The organism is Luteolibacter arcticus, from assembly GCF_025950235.1.
Lineage (GTDB): Bacteria > Verrucomicrobiota > Verrucomicrobiia > Verrucomicrobiales > Akkermansiaceae > Haloferula > Haloferula arctica.
In genome coordinates this window covers 785563-799790 of sequence record NZ_JAPDDT010000002.1, presented here as the reverse complement: position 1 = coordinate 799790, position 14228 = coordinate 785563, and the positions used below count along the sequence as shown (strand labels likewise).

The 14228-nt window shown below is 64.4% G+C and carries 13 protein-coding genes; 9 read left to right on the top strand and 4 right to left on the bottom strand.

Annotation, left to right across the window (positions count from 1 at the left end; all coding sequences use genetic code 11):
• Window positions 1-152: 152 nt before the first annotated feature.
• Window positions 153-4235: a PVC-type heme-binding CxxCH protein gene (locus OKA05_RS08020; protein ID WP_264486605.1), complete on the bottom strand. Its 4083-nt coding sequence runs from the start codon at window positions 4233-4235 to the stop codon at window positions 153-155.
• Between the two features lie 278 nt (window positions 4236-4513).
• Here OKA05_RS08020 and OKA05_RS08015 point away from each other — a divergent pair, with 278 nt between their 5' ends.
• The 7 genes from OKA05_RS08015 (at window position 4514) to OKA05_RS07985 (ending at window position 9331) form a co-directional block, all read left to right on the top strand.
• Window positions 4514-5128 carry a hypothetical protein gene (locus OKA05_RS08015; RefSeq protein ID WP_264486604.1) on the top strand — a complete coding sequence of 205 codons (615 nt, stop codon included), beginning with the start codon at window positions 4514-4516 and terminating at the stop codon, window positions 5126-5128.
• Window positions 5125-6144: an anti-sigma factor family protein gene (locus OKA05_RS08010; protein ID WP_264486603.1), complete on the top strand. Its 1020-nt coding sequence runs from the start codon at window positions 5125-5127 to the stop codon at window positions 6142-6144. The genes OKA05_RS08015 and OKA05_RS08010 overlap by 4 nt, the downstream gene beginning before the upstream one ends.
• A 72-nt stretch (window positions 6145-6216) precedes the next feature.
• On the top strand, window positions 6217-6438 hold the full coding sequence (locus OKA05_RS08005; RefSeq protein WP_264486602.1) for a hypothetical protein: 222 nt from the start codon (window positions 6217-6219) through the stop codon (window positions 6436-6438).
• Between the two features lie 169 nt (window positions 6439-6607).
• Window positions 6608-6994 (top strand): hypothetical protein, encoded by a 387-nt coding sequence (locus tag OKA05_RS08000; protein WP_264486601.1) that lies wholly within the window; start codon window positions 6608-6610, stop codon window positions 6992-6994.
• Between the two features lie 107 nt (window positions 6995-7101).
• On the top strand, window positions 7102-8073 hold the full coding sequence (locus OKA05_RS07995) for a KpsF/GutQ family sugar-phosphate isomerase (RefSeq protein WP_264486600.1): 972 nt from the start codon (window positions 7102-7104) through the stop codon (window positions 8071-8073).
• 54 nt (window positions 8074-8127) lie between these two features.
• Window positions 8128-9051: a hypothetical protein gene (locus OKA05_RS07990; protein ID WP_264486599.1), complete on the top strand. Its 924-nt coding sequence runs from the start codon at window positions 8128-8130 to the stop codon at window positions 9049-9051.
• Window positions 9052-9103: 52 nt separating this feature from the next.
• Window positions 9104-9331, top strand: a complete 228-nt coding sequence (locus OKA05_RS07985) for an addiction module protein (RefSeq protein ID WP_264486598.1) — start codon at window positions 9104-9106, stop codon at window positions 9329-9331.
• A gap of 1 nt (window position 9332) precedes the next feature.
• Here the strand turns inward: OKA05_RS07985 and OKA05_RS07980 are convergent, their stop codons facing one another.
• Complete coding sequence (locus OKA05_RS07980) at window positions 9333-10523, bottom strand: rhomboid family intramembrane serine protease (protein WP_264486597.1); 1191 nt, start codon at window positions 10521-10523, stop codon at window positions 9333-9335.
• Window positions 10524-10638: 115 nt separating this feature from the next.
• Window positions 10639-11190: a preprotein translocase subunit SecG gene (gene secG / locus OKA05_RS07975; protein WP_264486596.1), complete on the bottom strand. Its 552-nt coding sequence runs from the start codon at window positions 11188-11190 to the stop codon at window positions 10639-10641.
• A 138-nt stretch (window positions 11191-11328) separates the two neighbouring features.
• Here secG and ruvA point away from each other — a divergent pair, with 138 nt between their 5' ends.
• On the top strand, window positions 11329-11922 hold the full coding sequence (gene ruvA, locus OKA05_RS07970) for a Holliday junction branch migration protein RuvA (RefSeq protein ID WP_264486595.1): 594 nt from the start codon (window positions 11329-11331) through the stop codon (window positions 11920-11922).
• The gene (locus tag OKA05_RS07965; protein WP_264486594.1) at window positions 11919-13199 is read left to right on the top strand and encodes a hypothetical protein; all 1281 of its coding nucleotides are present in this window, start codon (window positions 11919-11921) and stop codon (window positions 13197-13199) included. The genes ruvA and OKA05_RS07965 overlap by 4 nt, the downstream gene beginning before the upstream one ends.
• 1 nt (window position 13200) lies before the next feature.
• Here OKA05_RS07965 and OKA05_RS07960 read toward each other — a convergent pair whose 3' ends face one another.
• Window positions 13201-13938, bottom strand: a complete 738-nt coding sequence (locus OKA05_RS07960; protein WP_264486593.1) for a zinc metalloprotease — start codon at window positions 13936-13938, stop codon at window positions 13201-13203.
• Window positions 13939-14228 lie beyond the last annotated feature (290 nt).

The following is a 14228-nucleotide window of genomic DNA, read 5'->3' as shown; positions in this document are numbered from 1 at the left end:
CGCGTTATTTCGCGGTTCACTTCAAACCTCCGCTCCCCGAAAATTAATTTTCGCAAGGCCCTCCAGCCAACGCACCGCCATGAGCCCCGGCATGAATAAAAAAGCCCGGCACCTGTTAGTGCCGGGCTTTGTTCAGAGCAATCAGGCGTTGATCACAGGCCTTTCATGTAAGCCGTGATGTCGGCCACCGACTGCGGCGTCAGGCCGAGCATCGCAGGTGAGTACATCAGCGACTTTTCCATCTTCTTCATGCTCGCGATGCGGGACTTGGCGATGGTCTGGGTCTGGCCGCCGAGGCATTTCACGATGACCGGGTCACTGTCGCTGAGCACCATGCCCATGATAGTGATGCCATCCTTCGTCTTGATCTCGGTGCCGTCGTAGCCGTGCGAGACATCGGCCGATGGAGTCACGATGGCATTGATGATGACTTCCGCAGGCTGCTGCTTGCCGAAGCTGGTGAGGTCCGGGCCGTAATCGGCACCGGTATCGCCGAAGCGGTGGCACATGTAGCAAGCGGCAACCGCTGTTTTGCCACGCACCGCATCGCCCTGCAGCTTGAGGATCTCCGCGGTCGGCGGGAGCTTCGGTGCATTCGCGGGCTCGGCAGGCATCTCCACCGCCACCAGCTTCGTGTTCACCGGATCCTGGCCCATGGCCTTGAGGATGCCGTCCACATTGAAGGGCTTCCACAGGTTGCCCTTGCGATTATTCACCCACCAGTTGGCCAGGTCCTTGTGGACAAAGCCGGCGGTGTTCGCGAGTTCGATCATCGCGGTGGCGGCGGCGGCGCTGTTGGTGAAGCCGAGTGCAGTGAGCGTCAGCTTCGACTGATCCGCGCTGACCTTGCCGGAAAGCGCACGCGCCTTCTGGTCGGCCACCGCTTGCGGCGGATGGAGGCGCCAGGCGAGCCAGGCGAAGGCATCCGTCCACATGTCGGGCGAAGCGGTGACCTTGCTACGAAGGGCATCGTACACCACGGCCTCCTTGCCGGTGCAGCCGAGACCGAAGGCCTCGAGATAGGCACGATCCTTGCCGTCGAATTTCTCGCCGACGGTAACGAGGAACGGCAGTGCCTTGCTCGCCGGCACATCACGCAGCGAAAGAGCGATCTCGCGGCGAACCATCGGGGATGGATCGGCGGCCATCTTCTCAGCCAGCTTCACGACATCCCCACCGGCCGCGCGAACCGCGCGACAAGCGACAAGACGGGTGCGGGCATTGTCCGACGAGAGCAGATCGGAGACGACCTTTTCACCGGACGGACCGACCTGGGCGAGCAGCCACACGGCACGGGCGGCGATGTAAGGGTTCTTGTCCTTGAGCAGCTCGACAAGCGCGGGCACGGCCTTTTCGCCTTGGGCCTTGAGGCGGACGAAGCCGCTGTTGCGCACGTTCACCGCCGGGCTCTTGAGCGCGGCGATCTGGCCTTCGGTGGTGGTCAGGTCGAGCTTCGGCACAACCGATTTGAAACCCTTCGGTGCAATGCGGTAGATGGTGCCCGAGCCGGACTTGTCCATCGTGCCGTGGCCACCCACGCGCGGGTCGAACCAGTCGGCCACATAGAGCGCGCCATCGGGACCGACGGTCACGTCGGCCGGGCGGAAGAGCGTCTTGAGCTCGCCGCTCGCTTTGCCGCCGAGGAAATCGGATCCGGCGAATTCCTTCTCCTTGTTAGAGGTGAGGAAGTCGATCCGCTCGAGCTTGAAGCCCGCGCCATCGGGCACCGGAAGATAGCCGAAGACCACGTTCTTGCCGGCCTCGCAGGCGAGCAGCAGTCCCTGCCACTTGTCACCAAGCGCGCCGTTCTCATAGAAGGCAACACCGGTCGGAGAACCGCCGCCGTAAACATCGCCCGAAGGCATGGTGCCGGGATCTTCCTGACGCCACTCGGCGGTCGGCGTGTCCTGGCCCGGGCGACGGTCGGCATTCCACGTGCGCTGGCCGTCGGCCGAGGAGAAGCCGGCATTGCCACCTTCGATGATCTCGGCCACGCGGCAGGCTGGCGGGTCGTCATTGTCGCTCTGGAACATGTCGCCAAACGACGTCAGCGCCTGCTCGTAGGAGTTGCGGTAGTTATGGCCGACGATGCGGGCGTTGGTGCCGTCCGGATTCATGCGGACGGAGAAGCCGCCGACCCACACATTGCCATCGTCGCTCGGCTTGCCTGCCGCGGAGCGCGTGTCGGAGTACCAAGTGCCGCCGCCGCTCTTGTAGTAGTCGCTGCCGACGCGGAAGGTCTTGCCCGACTTGTCGGTGAAGATGCCACCGCAGTTGCCGTTGTTGAAATTCCACAAGCCATCGGGACCGACCGTCACGCTGTGCAGCGAGTGGTCGTGCTGGCGGGCATTGAAGCCGGTGAGCAGTACCTCGCGCTTGTCTACAGCGGGATCGAACTTCCGGTCGCCATTCACGTCGGTGTAAACGATCATGTCCGGCGGCTGGGAAACGATGATCTTGTTCTCGATCACCGCCACCCCGAGCGGAGACTCCAGATTCTTGTCCTGCGTGAAGACCTCGGTGGTGTCCGCCTGGCCGTTGCCATCCGTGTCGGAGAGGATCACGACGCGGTCGCCTTCAGGGGCAGCGCCATTGGCGTGGCGGTAGTTCGCGCCCTCGGCGACGTAGAGCCGGCCCTCCGCATCGAAGTCGATGTTGGTCGGGTTCTTCAACATCGGCGTGGTCGCCCACACGGTGACCTCCAGGTTGTTGTCCGGCGTGGTGAAAAGATCTTCCGGCACCAGCGTGTCGCCTTGCTCGCCGGCGAGCGGCGGCTTCTCGGTGTAGACCGCGAACTTCACGTCGGAAGCCTGCGTCTTGCCCTGCTGGAACATCCCGCCGTCATCGATCCCGACCTTCGCGGTGAAGCCGCGGACGTTCTCCGGCAGCTTGTAAACGATCGTCGAGGCAGCATGGGTGCCGATGCCCTTGTCGTAAGCATTCTTGTCGATGGTCAGCGCCTGGCCGCCGACACTCTTGCCAACCTTCGGTTGTTCCCAACCGGCGCTGGCGGAAGTCCATGGAAGCTCGGTGAGGTCCTTGGAGGTGCCGTCCTTGAAGAAGATCTTCGGCTCGATCCAGTTCGCCCAGTCGAAGGACATGTCGCCGTTGTCGGAGACCACAAGGTAGAGTTCCTTCGCGTCCTCGATCTTCGCCTTGATGTCGTGGAGACGCGGGCTCTTCGAATTCATCGCCGGGGTTTCCGCGACCGGCTTGACGGGGCCACCCTTGGCGGCGGCCGGCTTGCGGCCGGCGTTCTCAAACTTCTGCGGGCCGTCCGGCTGCGGGAATCCCGCCTCGCGCTCGGTCTGGACCGGTGCGGCGGGGATCTGCTTGAACTCGCCCGGCTTCACGACGGTCAGGCGAGGTGCCTTGCCCTTGTCATCCAGGTTGGCGTTCAGATCATCCTCGGTGAGCGGCTTCGATTTCACTCCGTCCTTCGGGACCTCGACCTTGGCGGTCCAAGTAATCGCATTGAGAACGAGGGTGCGGAAGCCATCGACCGACCAATTGCGGTGGTAGTGGCCGCCGGTGAAACCGACGCCACGGCCGCCGTCGGGGCGCTCGATGCCCCACATCAGCGTCTGCTTTTTGCCCATGCCTTGGACGCCGTGCTGGTTCCACAGGTTGATGTAGCGCTTCATGCGCTCGCGATCGGGCACGCCGGTGACGAGGTCCATGACCTTGGCCCGGTCGGCCATGAAGCGCATGTTGTAGTAAAACTCGTCGTAGGCCTCGACCACTGAGCCGACGCCGCGGGACACCGGGTGATCCGGCAGCACCTTGAGGTCCGCCACCCAATGCGGGTTCACGGAAAAACCATCTTCGAATGCGCCACCGATCCAGGGACGATAGTATTTGTCGCCCTGCTCCTTCGACGGATGCACGGCGTAGTGCATGAACATCAGGCCGACGCCGCTCTTGGCCATCTGGTCCACCTTGTCCCAGCCCTTGCCCACCACGCTGGTGCCGTCGGCGTAAATGATCAGCGCCTTGGCCCCATCGAGCACCTTCTCATCGGACGGCCAGCCGCTGTGGACCTCGGCCTGCACGTCGAGCCCGCTCTCATTGAGGGCTTTCGCGAGGAGCATGCAGCCGGCGCGGAATTCGTGCTCGCCCGGCCCGTGGCTTTTGCCACCGGCGAGGAAGACGATTTTGTTCGCGGCATGGGCTTGGGCCAGCAGCAGGAAGCTGGCGGCGAGGAGACGGGCAAAGCCCGGCAAGGGTGGTTTCATCAGGGTTCGGGCGGAAATGGTGGGTTCGTTCTACGCGAGACTTGAGGTGAGTCTTAAGCACTAAACGGAAAAACGGGAAGCCCCCTCAAATGCGGGTGGTGACCGAAAGTGTTCCATCGGGCGGCAGACCTGACATTTTTCTCCCGAAAACGCCCCGGCACCGGGGCTCCGCCCCGATTTTTGCATCGCCTCCGGGATCCGGCCGGTCCATGGGTAAAGGATGCCCAAGGGGCCGTTTTACCCCGGCCCCACCCCTGGATGCCCGACCGCACGTCGCCATGTCCCATTCGCTGAGCCTCGCCAATTCTCCCGAACGCCTGTTGGCGGCCGGCGGGGAAAACGCATTGGCGGGACAGGATGCCGAGCACGTCCGCCGGTTCTCCGAATACTGGCAGCAGTCCCATCGGTCGGTCCGCGCCTACCTCGCCAGCTTCGTCCCCGACGGCAGCCTGCTCGACGATTGCGTGCAGGAAGTGGCCCTCGTTGCCTGGCGGAAAGGGCCGCTGGATGACGGCGACCAGGCCTTTCTCCACCATGCCCTCGCCTGCGCCCGGCACATCGGCATGGCGGCCCGGCGGAAGTTTCACGGCAGCCGGCTGCAACTCCTCGCGCCGGACGTGGCCCAGTCGCTCGCGGATGCCGTGGCGGCGCAGGAGCGCCCCGCTTCCACCGAGCCGACCGACCGGGTTGAGGCGTTGCGGCATTGCATCGGCCGGCTAAGTGCCGACCAGCAGGCGCTGATCCGGCTGCGCTACGGCGACGAAAGTCCCAGTGAACTTTCCAAGGAAGCCCAGCGCGCCGGCAAGACGCTGGAAACCCTCTACAAGCGCCTCGAACGGCTGCGGGCGCTGCTCCGGGATTGTGTGACCCGTCAGCTCACCCCGTCGGAATGAGCGAACTGCCCGTCCATCCTCCCGATGCCGACGAGCTCACCGAGCTCTTCGCCAGATTCCTCGACCAACGTCTCGATGAGGCGGGACACCAGCGCCTGGAGGAGTTGCTTCGCGAAGATCCCTCCGCCCGCGACCGCTTTGCCCAGCGACTCCTCTTCGACGCGGACCTGAAGGAGGCCCTCGAACCCAGCGAACTCGAATGGCTCGAAACCCGCCGAGTGGTCCTGGCCCGGCGGGACGGCCGGCCCGCGATGGAAATCCAGCGCAGCCAGGAACTCCGCGTCGGACCGCGGAGCCGCTTGGACCGCCCCGACCCCAAGCAACGCCGCCGCATTTTCGCGGTCGTCGGCGGGGTTTGCGCGCTTGCCATCGCGGTCGCCGCGGCAGTCCTGCTCCCGGGATTCCTTCATCCCGTGGACGCACCGGTCCTGAGAAATCCCGGCTTCGAAACCACCGACCTCTCGCTGAATCCCACGGGCAGCACCTCCGCGCTCATCGACTGGCAGGACTATTTCACCACGCAGGACGTCGACCTTTGCGAAGTTGCCCGCGTCACCGAAGGAAGGATCTACGCCAGATCCGGCCGGAACGTCGCGCGGATGAAGAGAGGAGCCTATCTCACCCAGCGACTGCGGGATAAAAATGGCAATCCCATCACTGCCCAACCGGGTGCCCGCTACGTGCTGACCGGCTGGACCTACGCCGAAAGCACCGCGCTGCCAGTCCTCCGCTCCGCCCTCCGCGTGGTCGCCAGCGGACGTCCCGCGATGATCCAGTACGAAGCCGCGAACCAACAGCTCCAGCTTTCCACGGAGCCCGGCTGGCAGGCGCTCCGCATCGAGTTCGACCTCGGCGAAAATCTCGAGCGCATGCCCAGCGACGTAATGGTTGAACAGCGGCCTCCTGTCCTCAACCTCAAGGACCGCGAACTGACCCTCTCCATCGACTCGCGCGGGGAGAAGGACTCGGTGTTCTACCTCGACGACCTCTCACTGGACGTGAAAGAGCAGCCCTGACGCTGAAACGTCGCCGCAAGCCAACCGGAGTTTTGCCTTTCGGGAGAGCCTTCATCCGATATCCTAACCGCGATGCCTTCGGCTTCCGAAATCCAAGCGCTTGCGCTGAAATTGCCGCTGCGTTCCCGGTTCAAGCTCGCCGGTGAATTGCTCCGAAGCGTGGGACCTGCGGTGACAGCGGATGATCTCTTGGAAGAAGCCACCCGTCGCGACGACGGGCTTGAAAGCGGCGAAACGACCGCCTTGAGCGAATCGGAATTCTGGAGCGGCATTCGCAGCCGCCGGACGGCGTGAATCAAGAGGTCCGGCTGACGCAACTTGGCGGCCGTCACCGTGTTTCGGCAGTGGAGAGAGTCATACGATGGTCCGGCAAAGAAAAAGTCTGATCCCGGAATCATCGGGATGGTTGCGCGTCCTCCGCCTAGGGCTGTTGCTCAGCAGCATCGGATGGGGAATCTCGTTCATGTTCACCTTCTCTTCATGGGACTCCGCTTCGTATCAGCTCTACCTGATGGGAGCGGATCGCATCAGCTACCAGCCGCTCCTTGATTACTGGCTGAAGATGGCCTCCGCGTCGTTCGGTTGCATCGGGATTGCCTCGGCATTGGCCTGTATCAAACCTGCAACTTTCGAAGGTCTGGTGCGCCTTCTCGGACCGTTCCACGGATTCATCGGCATCGTGCTGGCGCTCTCTGCCACGGCGAACGGCCTTAGAACGGATCGGCACCCGACCTTTGTCGCGGACATCACGTTCTGCTTTGTCACCGCCGTTCTGATTTCGGCACCGCTTCTTGCTAGCGCCATCCGAAGGGCCGACCTCGTCGAAACGCGCAGCCAGAATGACATCTGACAACCGCTTGCAGGATCCCCGCCGTCACGCTCCCCTGCCATTCCCGGGTTTGCATTGCCGGGAATTTGTCGTTCCCGAACCGGGACGGGGCCGTCCATGCTCTGCGCATGGAGTTTCTGGCGAAGGCACGGCAAGTCATCGAGATCGAGACCGTTGCGCTGCAAGGGATGGCGGCGCGGCTCGACGGCGGCTTCACCCGCGCCGTGGAAATGCTCAAGGACACCCTCGACCGCCGCGGCAAGATCGTCGTCGTCGGCATCGGGAAGTCCGGGAACATCGGCCACAAGATCGCCGCCACGCTGAACTCCACCGGCGCGACCGCCGTGGTGCTCAATTCCCAAAATGCCCTCCACGGCGACCTCGGCATCCTTTCCGATGGCGATGCGGTGCTGATGCTCTCCTACTCCGGCGAGACCGCCGAGCTGCTTGACCTACTGCCGCACGTGAAGCGCTTCGGCGTCCAAGTCATCGCCCTCACCGGCAAGCCGGCCTCGACCCTCGGCGAGCACAGCGACGTGGTGCTCGATACCTCCGTGGACCGCGAGGCTTGCCCGATGAATCTCGCGCCGACCTCCTCCTCCACCGCCATGCTGGTGATGGGTGACGCGCTGGCGATGGTCCTGCTCGAGGCGCGCGGCTTCACCGAGAAGCAATTCGCGCGCTACCATCCCGGCGGGGCGCTCGGCCGCGCTTTGTTGACCCGCGTCTCCGACATCATGCGCGCCGGGGAGCAGCTCGCCCAAGTCGCCGACGGTTCCACGGTCCGCGAGGCACTGGTCGCGATGACCAAGGCCCGATCCGGTGCGTGTGTCGTCACGGCCGCAGATGGCAAGCTGGGCGGCATCTTCACCCACGGCGATTTCGCCCGCTGCTATCAAGCCGACCCGCACGTCGGCGACCGGCCGGTGGCGGAGTTCATGACCCGCAAGCCGATCAGCGTGGACGCCGATTCACTGGCGGTCGAGGCGGTGCAAACGATCGGCTCGCATCGCGTGGACGACGTGGTGGTGCTCGATGCGGAAGGCCGCGCGGTCGGCCTCGTGGACACCCAGGACCTGGCGCGCCTCAAGATCGTTTGAACACCTATTCGATCTTGATTCCTTAAGTTTCCCGAAGTAATCAGGTCCGCGCGCATGGCGAGGACCCCCAAGAAGCAGATCCGGCTAGGCTCAACGACGGGAAATGCCCGTCGCAAGCGCCGCCAGTCGTTTTCCGAAATCCTGGCCAAGGCGAACGCGCGGGCCCATGAGCGGATCAACCGCCGGCTCGGCCAGCGCGACCTGAAGCACGTCCGCGCGTCGATCGCGGGCACGGCGGTCTTCGGCTACGAGGACCCACCCGCCGGGCTCGTTATACGGATGTTCCGCTGGCTGATGGGGCTGCTGCTGCTGCCGCTGTGCTGGATCACCTCGTGGACCTTCTTCATGCAGTTCAGCGACGCTGCCCAGAAGCGCGAATTCTGGGAAATGCCGGCGTTCTGGTACTTCGCCATCGGCGTGCTGCTGATGACCGGGTGGTTCTTCAGCGGCCTGCTGCGGTCGTTCTTCCTCTACCTCTACGTGCTGGGCCACGAGCTGACCCACATCCTCTCGATCTGGGCCTTCCGCGGCCGGGTCAGCGACTGGGGCGTCAGCCTCGACGGCGGCTACGTCACGACGAACAAGTCGAACATCTTCATCGCGCTGTCGCCCTACTTCGTGCCGCTGTGGGCCGCGCTTGGCGTGGTGCTGCACCTGCTGTTAGGCTTGGCGTTCGAGCTGCCCCCGGTGACGGATAAGATCCTCTTCGGCTGGGTCGGTTTCTTCTGGGCCTTCCACCTGCTTTGGACGCTGTGGATGATCCCGCGCGACCAGCCGGACCTGCGGGAAAACGGCACCTTCCTCTCGCTGGTGATCATCTACCTGGCCAATCAACTCGTGCTGGCCGCGCTGCTGTGCGCCGCCGCCAAGCCGCTCGGCTTCGGCGAGTTCGGCGAGGAGTGGGTGGCGAATGCCGCCCGCACGATGGAAGGCGCGCTGCGGATGGTGCGCGAGATCCGCTACGGATCGGCGTCCTGAACGCTCGCTGTCGATGGTTGCGCGGAACATGTTCCGCCGGTATGAAAGAGACATGAAGATGGACTACGCCGAACTCTTCAAACTGAGCCGGGCCGAGCGCATCGAATTGGTCGAAGACCTTTGGGACAGCCTCGCCGACGAGCCCCTTGAAGAGGTCGGTGAGGAGAAACGGAACGAACTCATCGCGCGGCGAAGCAAGTTCCGGGCGAACCCCGAGTCCGGTCTTTCATGGGATCAGGTGAAGGCGCGCTCGACAGAAGTGCAAGAGATGAGGCCCTGAATTATCCCAGCATCTTCATGCACGCCAGCAGCGCCGAGGCCACCAGCAGCCCGACCGCCGCGCCGCCGAAGATGAGATCGGCGGAGGTCGTCCGAGGACGATGGGGCGACGAGGATTTCGGAAACACCATCGCGGCGTAAATCATGCCAGCCACGAGGCCGCCAGCGTGGGCGGCATTGTCGATGAAGTGGCGGAACGCATAGCCGAGCACGGCGGTCATCACGATGCCCGCGAGCAAACGCCGACGCGCGCTTTCCGGCACCAGCAAGCGGTGCATCGACTCGAAGACGAGCAGGAAGCCGAGCAAGCCCATGAGCCCGCCCGAAATGCCGACCGAAGCCTTGGTCATGAAGCGGGCCGACGCCTCGCCGCCGATCCACATCGAGATCAGGAACGCGAGCGCCACGTGCGGCCACCGGGCAAACACCTCGACCCGCTTGCCGAGGTAAGCCAGCGCCGAGGCATTCATCAGCCAGTGCAACCAGTGGCCGTGGAGGAAGGGCCCGGTGAGCAATCGCCACCAGTCGCCCGGCCGCCCGGAGAGCTTGGTCAAAGCCGCCCGATCCACGCTGACCATTCCGAGCTGGGAAGGCATCTTGGAACTCCACTCGACGTAGATCTGCACCAAGCCCACCAGCACCATCAGCCCCAGCAGGAGCCGGGTCACGGGTGCCGGCTGGATGGACAGCCACGTTTCGAAGCGCAGCACCGGCGCATCCTCCGCCATCTCCCCGGCCGCCCATTTCCGCGCCTTCCGCAGCCGCTTGTGTCCCTGATACCACGGCAGGAAGCCGAAGATGAAGAACAGCAACAGCGCCAGCCCGAGCGTGCCGCTGGAGAACATGCCCTCGCCGCGATACCAATGAAACCCCATCACCACGGCGAATGCCGCGGCGAAAATCCCCATCTGCCGCTTTCCCTCCCCGATCTCCCATCTGGCCCAGCGGAGGCGGGCTTCGCGTAGCGCGGGATGGAGCGCCGGGATTTCCTCGGGCAGCACCCAGCCGCGGGCGTCCGGCGTCCACACCAGATCGACCCTCGCACCGGCGTCCTCGACGATGGCTTGGGAGAGTTCCTCGAAGCCCTCGACCGCCACCCGGCGGCCCTTGCGGTCCACCCAGCCCCAACCGGGGCCGGCTTCCGGGAAGGCGTCTTCGCGCGCCCAGACGGGAAGCTCGGCATCAGGAGTCATGCTGCGGGCGAATCAAGCGCGGGCCGTGCCGGTGGCCAAGGGGAATCCCCCGCCAAAGAAAAAGGCGCGGGGCATTTTCGCCACGCGCCTCGCTTGAAAGTAGCACCAGGGCCCCTCAGGGCTCCTCAGCGGGTTTCGTTTCCTCCGCTGGCTTGGTCTCTTCGGCAGGCGGCGTGGTTTCCTCAGCCGGGGTGGTTTCCGGCTTGGGGGCATCCTCGGGCTTGGGTTCCGGAGTCGTCTCAGCCGGCGTGGTCGCCGGAGTCTCGGCCGGCACTTGTACCGGCGGCGTCACGGCTTCGGGCTCCAGCGCCTTTTCGCCCGCCTCTTCGGCGATCGAGGCCGGCTTTTCTTCAACCTTCTCTTCTGCCGGCGGCACCACCGCGGCCTGAAGGCTCAGTTGGCTGCCGTTGCGCTTCGTCATCAGCACGGCCAGCGTGAGCGTGATCACGAAAAACAGGCTGGAAAGATAGACCGTGGCCTTCTGCAGGACATTGGTGGTGCGGGCACCGAAAAGCTGGTCGGTCGTGTTCGAACCGAACGCCGCTCCGAGGCCTTCATTCTTCGGGCGCTGCATCAGGATGATCATGCTCATCAAGAGGCAGACGACGACGAAGACGAACAGCAGCAGATTGATGCTGATGTCGAGAAGGGTGGCCAAAACGGTCATGGGGCGCGCACTATAGGAGCGGCGTCCCCCGTGTAAAGCCGGGTTTTCACGGGGAAAATCCGCCCATTTTCCCCGCCGGAAGTCATGCCGGAACTTCGCCCTTGGCAGTTCGCGAACCCTCTCCAAGCTCCACCCACGATGATCGCACGGCTGCGTGGCAAGGTGCTGGAAGCCTATCCCAACCGCTTGGTGGTGGATGTGAATGGCGTGGGCTACGAGGTCCACGTGCCGCTCTCGACCTTCGACCGGCTGCACCCTTCGGAGGGTTCGCCGGTCGATCTGCGGACTCACCTGCACATCCGCGAAACGGCCCACACCCTCTACGGCTTCGCCACGGAGGAGGAGCGGGACCTGTTCCTGCTGCTGATCGACCGCGTCAGCGGGATCGGCCCGGCGATCGCCATGGCCATCCTCAGCGGCATGCCCGCCGGCCGCTTCAAGGCCTGCGTGGCCAATGGCGACACCGCCGAACTTTCGAAGATCAAGGGCCTCGGGAAAAAAACCGCCGAGCGGATCGTGCTGGAACTCAAGGACAAGGTCGGCGTGGCCGATACCTGGCAGGAGGTCGCCAGCGGCCAGATGGCCCCGGCCACCGCCGATGCCGAGTTGGCGCTGATGGCGCTCGGTTACAAGCAGGTCGAGTCCCGCAAGGCGATCCGCCAGGTGCTCGACGTGCTCCCCGGCGCCTCGGTCGAAGAAATGATCCGCGGTGCGCTGCGGTCGATGCAATGAGCCTGACCCTCGACCAGATCCGCGCCGCTTTGCCCGAGGGCGGCCTTTTCGAAGGGAACTGGCAGTACTCGCCGGAGCCACTGAAGCTGACCAAGGCGGAGGGCCGTTTCCTCCAGTCGCTGGGCCATCCGCTAGCGCAGTTCCAACGCGCCTGCGACGACCTTTACCGCCGCAGCGCCACGGGAAAAATGCCGCGCTGGATCGCCGAGCTGCTCGACACCGGGAAGCCGGCCTGGATGGCCGAACTCCAGCGCCAGCCCGAATTCCGCGACACCCTGCCCCGCGTCATCCGCCCGGACCTGATCCTGATGGACGATGGCAAGTTTTCGCTGACCGAACTGGACTCGGTGCCCGGCGGCCTCGGCATCACCGCGTGGCTGTCGCGGACCTACGCCGAAGCCGGCTTCAACGTGCTCGGCGGGGGGGATGGCATGCTCGCCGGGTTTTCCTCGGTGCTGCCGGAGGGCGGCGCGATCCTGATTGCCGAGGAAGCCGCCGACTATCGCCGCGAACTCGAATGGCTGGCCCGCGGAAGCGGCGGCGGCCGCACCGTCGAGCCCGCCGAGGAGTATCAGCCCGACGAGCGCGCCCTCTACCGCTTCTTCGAGTGGTTCGACTGGGAGTCTGTCCCCGAAGCGCGCCACCTCGCGGAAAAATCCGCAGCCGGGGAAATACGGCTCACACCACCCTGCAAGCCCCACTTGGAAGACAAGCTGTGGCTCGCCCTGCTGTGGACGCCGGCCTTGAAGCCCATCTGGGAGCAGGCGCTCCGCGGCAGCCACCTGTCTCGCGTGCGGGACATTGTCCCGCATGGCTGGGTGGTCGATCCCTCGCCGCTCCCGCCGCAAGCCGCGCTGCCGGTGCTCGGCGTGAATTCATGGGACGAGGTTGCCGCCTTCAGCCAGAAGCAGCGCCGCCTCGTTCTCAAGATCAGCGGCTTTCACGAGACCGCCTGGGGCTCGCGCGGCGTCCACGTCGGCCACGATCTATCGCAAGCGGATTGGGCCGAGCGCATCCGCATCGCCACGGAAGACTTCGACCAGCAGCCGTGGATCATGCAGTCCTTCAGCGAAGGCCGCCTGATCGAGCACCCGGTGTTCCGCGAGGACGGCAGCGTCTATCTCATGAAAGGCCGCGTCCGCCTCTGCCCTTACTACTTCACGGACGATCAGGGCAAAACCTCGCTCGCCGGCGCGCTGGCCACCCTCGCCCCCGCGGATAAGAAGAAGATCCATGGCATGCGCGACGCGGTGCTGCTGCCGTGCGTGATCGGGTGATTTAATCGATTCCCATGTCCTTGCGCATCGCCGCGACCATTTTCACGTGGCGCAGGTCGTTCTCCTTGCTCGACTCGTTGTCGAAATTGAGGCCGTAGGGCCAGAAGTGCATGCGGTCGGCGTGGAGCACCGCGTCCTTCCCATCGAACTCGCGGAGCTGCTCCAGCGCGTATTTGCCGGTCCACTTGCCTTCCTTGATGTTCGCTTGCCAATTCGGATGCGTGCCGATGCCGAGCGTGTGGCCGATCTCGTGCAATGCCACACGGGCGTTGATCGTGCCGCCCCAATTGATCCAGCCGTCGTAGTTCGCGTCCGCCGTCGGGGTGCCGGGGCTATTATTGGCGGTGAGCTGTTTCTTGAAGCTGCCGGTCTTGTTGTAGAGCGTGACCGCGGCGTCCATCGCATCCGTGATGCGCTTCTTGCGATCCTCCGGCCACTTCTCATGGCCGCCGGAAAGCTGGTATTTCAGGTCGTTGCGCACCTTTTCTTCCTTCGCCTCGGCGGGGGTTGCGGCGGCGACCTTCTGCTGCACGAACTCCCGGTCGGCGACGCTGAGGAACTTCAGGCGGACCGAGAGCTCGCTCCCGTCCTTCTTGCGGAGCACCACGGCTTCTGAATTCGCGCGGAGGTACTCGCCTTCGATCGGCCGGCCATCATTGGAAACCCAGGTCCGGGTTTCCGCGGCGGTCGCGGCGAGCACCATGACACCGGCAAGGAGGACAAGCGGGAAGGTCTTCATACAGGCGGACCAGTGTCCGGCAAAACCTGCCTCCCGCCATGATGTTTCCGGCCTACTCCGGCGGATTCACACCGGTCGTGCGGAATTGGCAGCGCCCACTTGAAAACCGGCCGAAGCGCGACGAGATAGACTGGTACCCAACGGGCAACGCGAAACCCACTTCCGTCCCCCGACCCGCCTTCAATTCCCACTCGCCGGTCGCCGAATCGACCAAGGATGAAACTTTATGTCATCTCTGGCGATGACGCGACATTACTCCATGTTGTCGCCGAAATTTAACGGCGTTTTTG